Annotated in this window: 5 protein-coding genes and 1 pseudogene; 3 read left to right on the top strand and 3 right to left on the bottom strand. The window is 30.2% G+C overall.

All coding sequences use genetic code 11. The annotated features are described in order from the left end of the window. Positions 1-297: 297 nt before the first annotated feature. Together nusA and PKN74_RS07675 are read right to left on the bottom strand one after the other, a co-directional pair. Entirely contained in the window at positions 298-1,323 is a 1,026-nt protein-coding gene (nusA, locus tag PKN74_RS07680; protein ID WP_045088351.1) for a transcription termination factor NusA, read from the bottom strand. 27 nt (positions 1,324-1,350) lie between these two features. Then, positions 1,351-1,824, bottom strand: a complete 474-nt coding sequence (locus PKN74_RS07675; protein WP_472310174.1) for a ribosome maturation factor RimP — start codon at positions 1,822-1,824, stop codon at positions 1,351-1,353. 969 nt (positions 1,825-2,793) lie between these two features. On the opposite strand from PKN74_RS07675, the gene PKN74_RS07670 reads away from it, so the two are divergent. The 3 genes and pseudogenes from PKN74_RS07670 to PKN74_RS07660 all read left to right on the top strand — a co-directional run. Further along, on the top strand, positions 2,794-3,558 hold the full coding sequence (locus PKN74_RS07670; protein WP_472310172.1) for a TIGR00266 family protein: 765 nt from the start codon (positions 2,794-2,796) through the stop codon (positions 3,556-3,558). A gap of 15 nt (positions 3,559-3,573) precedes the next feature. Continuing rightward, positions 3,574-4,230: a class I SAM-dependent methyltransferase gene (locus PKN74_RS07665; RefSeq protein ID WP_472310170.1), complete on the top strand. Its 657-nt coding sequence runs from the start codon at positions 3,574-3,576 to the stop codon at positions 4,228-4,230. A 235-nt stretch (positions 4,231-4,465) separates the two neighbouring features. Then, a pseudogene (locus tag PKN74_RS07660) lies at positions 4,466-4,690 on the top strand (ATPase domain-containing protein); the annotation flags it as partial. Between the two features lie 62 nt (positions 4,691-4,752). Here the strand turns inward: PKN74_RS07660 and PKN74_RS07655 are convergent. Continuing rightward, positions 4,753-5,817 (bottom strand): FAD-binding protein (locus PKN74_RS07655; RefSeq protein ID WP_472310168.1); only part of this gene is annotated, 1,065 nt, incomplete at its 5' end.

Here is a 5,817-nt window from a genome sequence, read left to right as displayed (position 1 = left end):
GTTCTTGTGAACCATTTCGAATTATTGTTATGAAATTATCTTGTTCTTCGCATCTTTTCATGATTTTCATCCCCTTTAAATAAATTTTTCACTCTTGTTAATTTAATCATACACCATAGAGTTAACTCCATGTCAAGTGCTTTTTATTTTTATTTTATTTTTCTAGTTAAATTAAGCATTATTTTTTAACATTTTTTTAATTATATAATATGGAGTTAACTCTAAGTCAAGTATAAAAAAATTGCCGTGTGATATTTTTAATTCACACGGCAACTTTATGGCTATATATTTTAGTTTTTAACTTAAGGGATGAATATCAATTTTCCATCCAGTAATTTTTGCTGCGAGACGTGCTGTTTGACCACCTTTTCCGACTGCCAAAGAAAATTGATTCTCTGGAACATATACGTAAGCGGTTCTTTCTTCTTCATTTAATGTGATATTTTTAACTTCAGCAGGGGCTAATGCATTTTTGATAAAAATCTTCGGATCATCGGAATATTCAATTATATCAACTTTTTCATTCTTAATTTCTTTTAATAATTCATTTATTCGAAATCCTTTTTCTCCTATACACGCACCAACTGCATCAACGTTTGGAACAGTACTTGTTACAGCAACTTTGGTTCTTATCCCTGGTTCTCTACTTATCTTAACGATCTTAACAATTCCTTCATCAATTTCCGGAACAATGCTTGTTAAAAGTTCACAGATAAATTCTGGAGCGGTTCGAGAAACCATTATTCTTGGCCCTTTGGATGTACTTTGAATATCTTTTATATATACTTTAATTAAATCTCCTTTATTAAATGTTTCTCCAGGAATCATCTCTTTATCAGGAAGTTTAGTTTCAAGTTTCCCGATTCTAATATCCACATAGCTGTCTGTAACTCTTACTACCTCAGCTGTTGATATCTTATTTTTTAAAGGCAAATATCTTTCAAACAATTTTTTCTTTTCGACCTCTTTTAGATTTTGAAGAATAACTTGTTTGGCAGTTTGAGCCGCTATCCTGTTAAAATCTTTCTTCAGATTGACCTTTTTTCTTATAACCCCTCCAACTTCAACTTTCGGATCTATCTTTTTCGCTTCTTCTAAAGAAATTTCTTCTTTGGGATTCTCGACAACTTCAACAACATTCCATACTTGGTAAACATTTAATCTTGTAAGATTTTTATCTATATCTATTTCGACATTTTTGGCTCCATAGTTTTTTTTGTATGCGCTTTTGATCGATTTAGCTATAATATCAATTAAATAATCGCGACTAATCCCTTTTTCTTTCTCTAAAGAATCTATAGCCTCTAGTAAATTTAAATTCACCTAATCCACCTCCTAAAAACTTTTATTCTAAAAATCAATTTCTAAATTGGCTTTCTGAACGTCATTTAATGGAATTTCAACAACTCTTTTCGATTCTTTTTCTGTAACTTTTAAAATTTCATCGTTAACATCGTCAATATAACCTATTATCGTAACTGCCTTAGCCTCATCCCCTTTTAAAGTAAATTTTGCAAGTTTCCCTTTGAACCTAATATAATCATTTCTATCTCTTAATTTTCTATCAAGTCCCGGAGAGCTAACTACCAAATCATAACTGCTGTCAAAAATATTTAGTTCATCTAACCATGGTTCTATTGCCCTTGAAAATCTTTCACAATCACCTATTGAAACATAATCATTTAGATTATCAATAACTATCTCGACTGTTTTATTCTTTCGAGTCCCTCTGATTGATATATCAAAAATCTCAAGTCCAATTTTCGCAGCAACTTCACTCGACTTTTCCCAAATTAACTGTCGTATCTCTTCATTAGTAAGCATGTCAAACCCTCCTTGTTTATCTCACTCTACCTACTTTAGAAATTCCAAAACCTAAGTTTTACCAATCTTTTAGTTTTAAATTTTTTTCAAAAATACCTCCATACCTCTAATCTTCGCTAATTCTTAATTCTTTCAACTTTTTCGGTACTTGTACCGAAGGAGGGGAGGGGGGCTCCGCCCTGGACCCGCTATAAATTCAAAAGTTTAATTTTAAAAAATTCTCATTTCTAAAGTCTCTATATCTCACTCAACTATCTCAAATCTTAGAAAAGATTAATGATATGATTCTATGCGCTTCTTTTATTAAAAAAATATAAAGCCACTATATTTCTAAATTTCTTACTAAAATCTTAGTAGCTTCGGTTATAAAAAATCTCGAGGGCAATAGCCCTCGGCATTTATCTTCTTGTTTAATTTACTAGACAGATTCTCATTATTATTATAACACAAATTATAAAAAAATCAATAAGATTTAGTTAAAAAAACAAGTAAATTGAAAAATCCGCATATAATTTTCTAATATTGTTCCAAATTCTCCATCAATCGAAAGAAACGACTCTAGAACACTTATTCCTAAATCATTATCTAGCCTACAACAACATCTCCAATTTATCTAACCCTCTAATCATTGAAATCTTGACTTATTCTTAATCTGCTGAACAAACATTATTAAACTATACCCTCTTAGAGGTATAACTTAACAGACATGAATTTGAATGTTGTTGTATATTTAATTTTTTAATATATTTAATATATAATATAAAATCGAAGCTAAAAATATTTTACAAATGAGATATTTTTAAAAACATGATTTTGATTTATGATGTTGTTAATTTAAATAAAAATTCCTTTCTCTTTCACGGTATCATTTTAATAAACATAGATAAAATACTGTTAGAGAGTATTAGATATATTAAGAATTTTGAATATTTAAAGTGAGTAAAATAATAATAACGGGAGGAATAAAAGATGGCAGATATTATCGATTATAAAATATTTGGAGACGATATGCAATTAGTTGAAATTGAATTAGATCCTCAAGAAAGCGTTAGAGCAGAAGCTGGGGCTTTAATGTATATGGATAATAATATTGTCATGCAAACAAATGCAGAAGGAGGAATGTTCAAGGGTTTTAAAAGAATGATAGTCGGAGAATCTTTTTTTATTACAAATTTTATCAATTCTGGTTCAGGAAAGGGCAGAGTGGCTTTTTCTGCTCCATATCCTGGCAAAATTATTCCTGTCGATTTGCTTGAATTTAATGGTCAATTTATTTGTCAAAAAAATAGTTATCTTTGTTCTGCCAAAGGCATAGAAATAAAAATTCAATTTGTTAAAAAAATTGGAGCAGGAATATTTGGAGGTGAAGGATTCATTCTCCAAAAACTTGAAGGGAACGGTATGGCTTTTATTCATGCAGGTGGAACTATTGTAGAAAAATTTTTAGAACCCGGAGAAACATTGAGAGTTGATACTGGTTGTATAGTCGGATTTTCGGAAACAGTTGATTATGATATCAAGTTTGTTGGTGGTTTTAAAAATGCACTTTTTGGTGGTGAAGGAATATTCCTAGCTCAACTCACTGGTCCAGGAAAAGTTTATCTTCAAAGTCTTCCTTTTTCTAGACTTGCTGATAGAATAATTCAAGCAGCTCATTTCACAAGTAAAGATGAATCTCGAAACATAAGTAGAGGATTCATAGGTAGTCTATTTAATGATGATAAAAGATTTTAAGTAGAGGCAAAAAAAATGGAAAATAAAAATCACATTACTGGTGCATGGGATTGGAATAACATAAATGATGATCATTGGCTAACTCCTGCTCCTGTGGTATACCCTCTTTCCATCCGTTGGAAAAAGGAAAACAAAAACAAGATTTTAGATCTTGGCTGTGGCCTTGGAAGGAACTCATTATATTTCTATGAACAAGGATTTAACGTTACTGCTGTAGATGGGTCACCAAGCGCAATTGAGAAGTTTGAAGCCATTTGTAAACAAAAAGATTACAAAATTGACGTAAAACTATGTGATATGCACTCTTTACCCTTTGAAAATTCTACTTTTGACGCGGTATTTTCATTTCATGTTATATATCACACAGATTCTAAGGGTATTAAGAAGGTTATCTCAGAAATTGATCGCGTTCTTAAACCAGGCGGAGAATTGTTCGTAACCCTTAATTCTAAAAACAACACCTCTTATTTAAAAAATTTAAATTACAAAATTGATGAAAACACGATCATTAAACAAGATGGAATAGAAAAAGGTCTTCCTCACTATTTTGTAAACGAACAAGAGGCAAAAAGTCTTCTTTCTAATTTTGAGATTCAAAAGTTGCTTTATGTAGAAGATATCAAAAACGATGGATCAAAAAGTTGTCATTATTATATTCTTGCTAGAAAATAAATAGTAATCTTTTTTTAATTAATTTTTAGAAACTACCTCTAAAGTAATTGCTTGTTAAAAATCTTAGCATTTTTTGTCTAAAAATTTTTGACTGTTAACTAAATTTAAAAAAGAAAATAAAAAATTAATAACATTCACGCAATCTTAGTATAGCATGGTAAAATATCTTCTGGAAAGATAATAAAAACTCCAACCAGTAGCCTTCAAAGGAGGGTGATGGTATGGTAAAGAAAGTAGTTATGCAGTTGGCCATATTGCAGATGGAACAATGGTTTTAGCCAAAGAATTAATAATGTCGCAATATACAGCAAAAATATATGATAGACCTATTGGCGAGGTAGTTAGACTCTTTAGAATAGATGGTTGTCGGTTATGCGGTCACGATACTAGAACACATTTTCTAGAAATAAACGATGTTGGATTGTTAAAAATAGGAGATCCTTTAACAACCAATGAATAAAAGGGAGGATAACATTCCTCCCTTTTATTATCTAAAGTTGAAAAATATCAAAATAAGCTTATTTAATTGTTAGGGGCTTCCATGTGATATTCTATGACTCCTTTTTTATTTTTTGAAACAACTATAAATTTATTAAACTTATTCATTTGAAATGGATAATCCTCTCTGAAATGAGAACCTCTACTTTCCTCTCTTAATAGCATAGTAGTAAGTAAAATTAATGATAAATCTACATAATTTTTTGCTTTGATAATGTTATAAAGATCAATTTCCTTAAAATATTCAATTCCTTCCTGAAAATTTGTTGATAATTCTTTTATCTTTTTAATAGCATAATTTAATTGTTCATCGTTTCTAACGACGTTCCCGCTTTTCCACATAAGTTCCTTTACTTCTTCAATTATTAGGTTCGGATTAAGTTTAGGAATTCTTATACTATCTATATATAAACTAATTTTCGGTTTAATAATATTTTCTTTATTGTAATTTCTTTGATTTTTAGCAAATAGAGCAGCATTTTGTCCTGCTATTTTTCCAAAAACAAGGGCGTTAGCCGTAGATAAACCTCCTATCCTATCCGCCCCATGCATCCCTCCTGTTACTTCACCAGCTGCATAAATCCCTTTTACACCTGTTTCTGCACGTTTATTAATTCTAATTCCGCCGTTAGATGCATGTGCAAAAGTAGTTATTACTATTTCTTCATTATATTTTATTCCTCTCGTTTGCTCAAGCCAATTAAAATATTCCTTAATCAAAAATCCTTCACTATTTGAAATTGAAATGTCATATTTTACCTTAGCACCTTGAAGTTCTGAGTTTCTAAGACTTTCTTTGAACAATGCTATGTCTAAATATTTTGATTTCAGTCTGCTACTAAAAGGCCCATGAGTTGATCTTTCATTCAAAATATCTTTTTCATTAACATATTCAGGAAAATATTTTCCAAGAATACTATTTCCATTACTATCTTCCAAAGTAGTATATTTAAAGGCTTTTTCAGCAAATATAGTTTTATATTTTGGTTTTAAATATCCAGGTATAAACTGAAGAAACTCTAAATTAATTAATTTACAACCAGCAGATAATGCTAAGGTAAGGCCTTCACCATTAATGTCTTCAGTATT

Origin of the sequence: Defluviitoga sp., assembly GCF_035349255.1 — a bacterium.
GTDB lineage: Bacteria > Thermotogota > Thermotogae > Petrotogales > Petrotogaceae > Defluviitoga.
The sequence above is the reverse complement of the archived record's forward strand: the minus strand, read 5'-3'. Positions and strand labels throughout refer to the sequence as shown.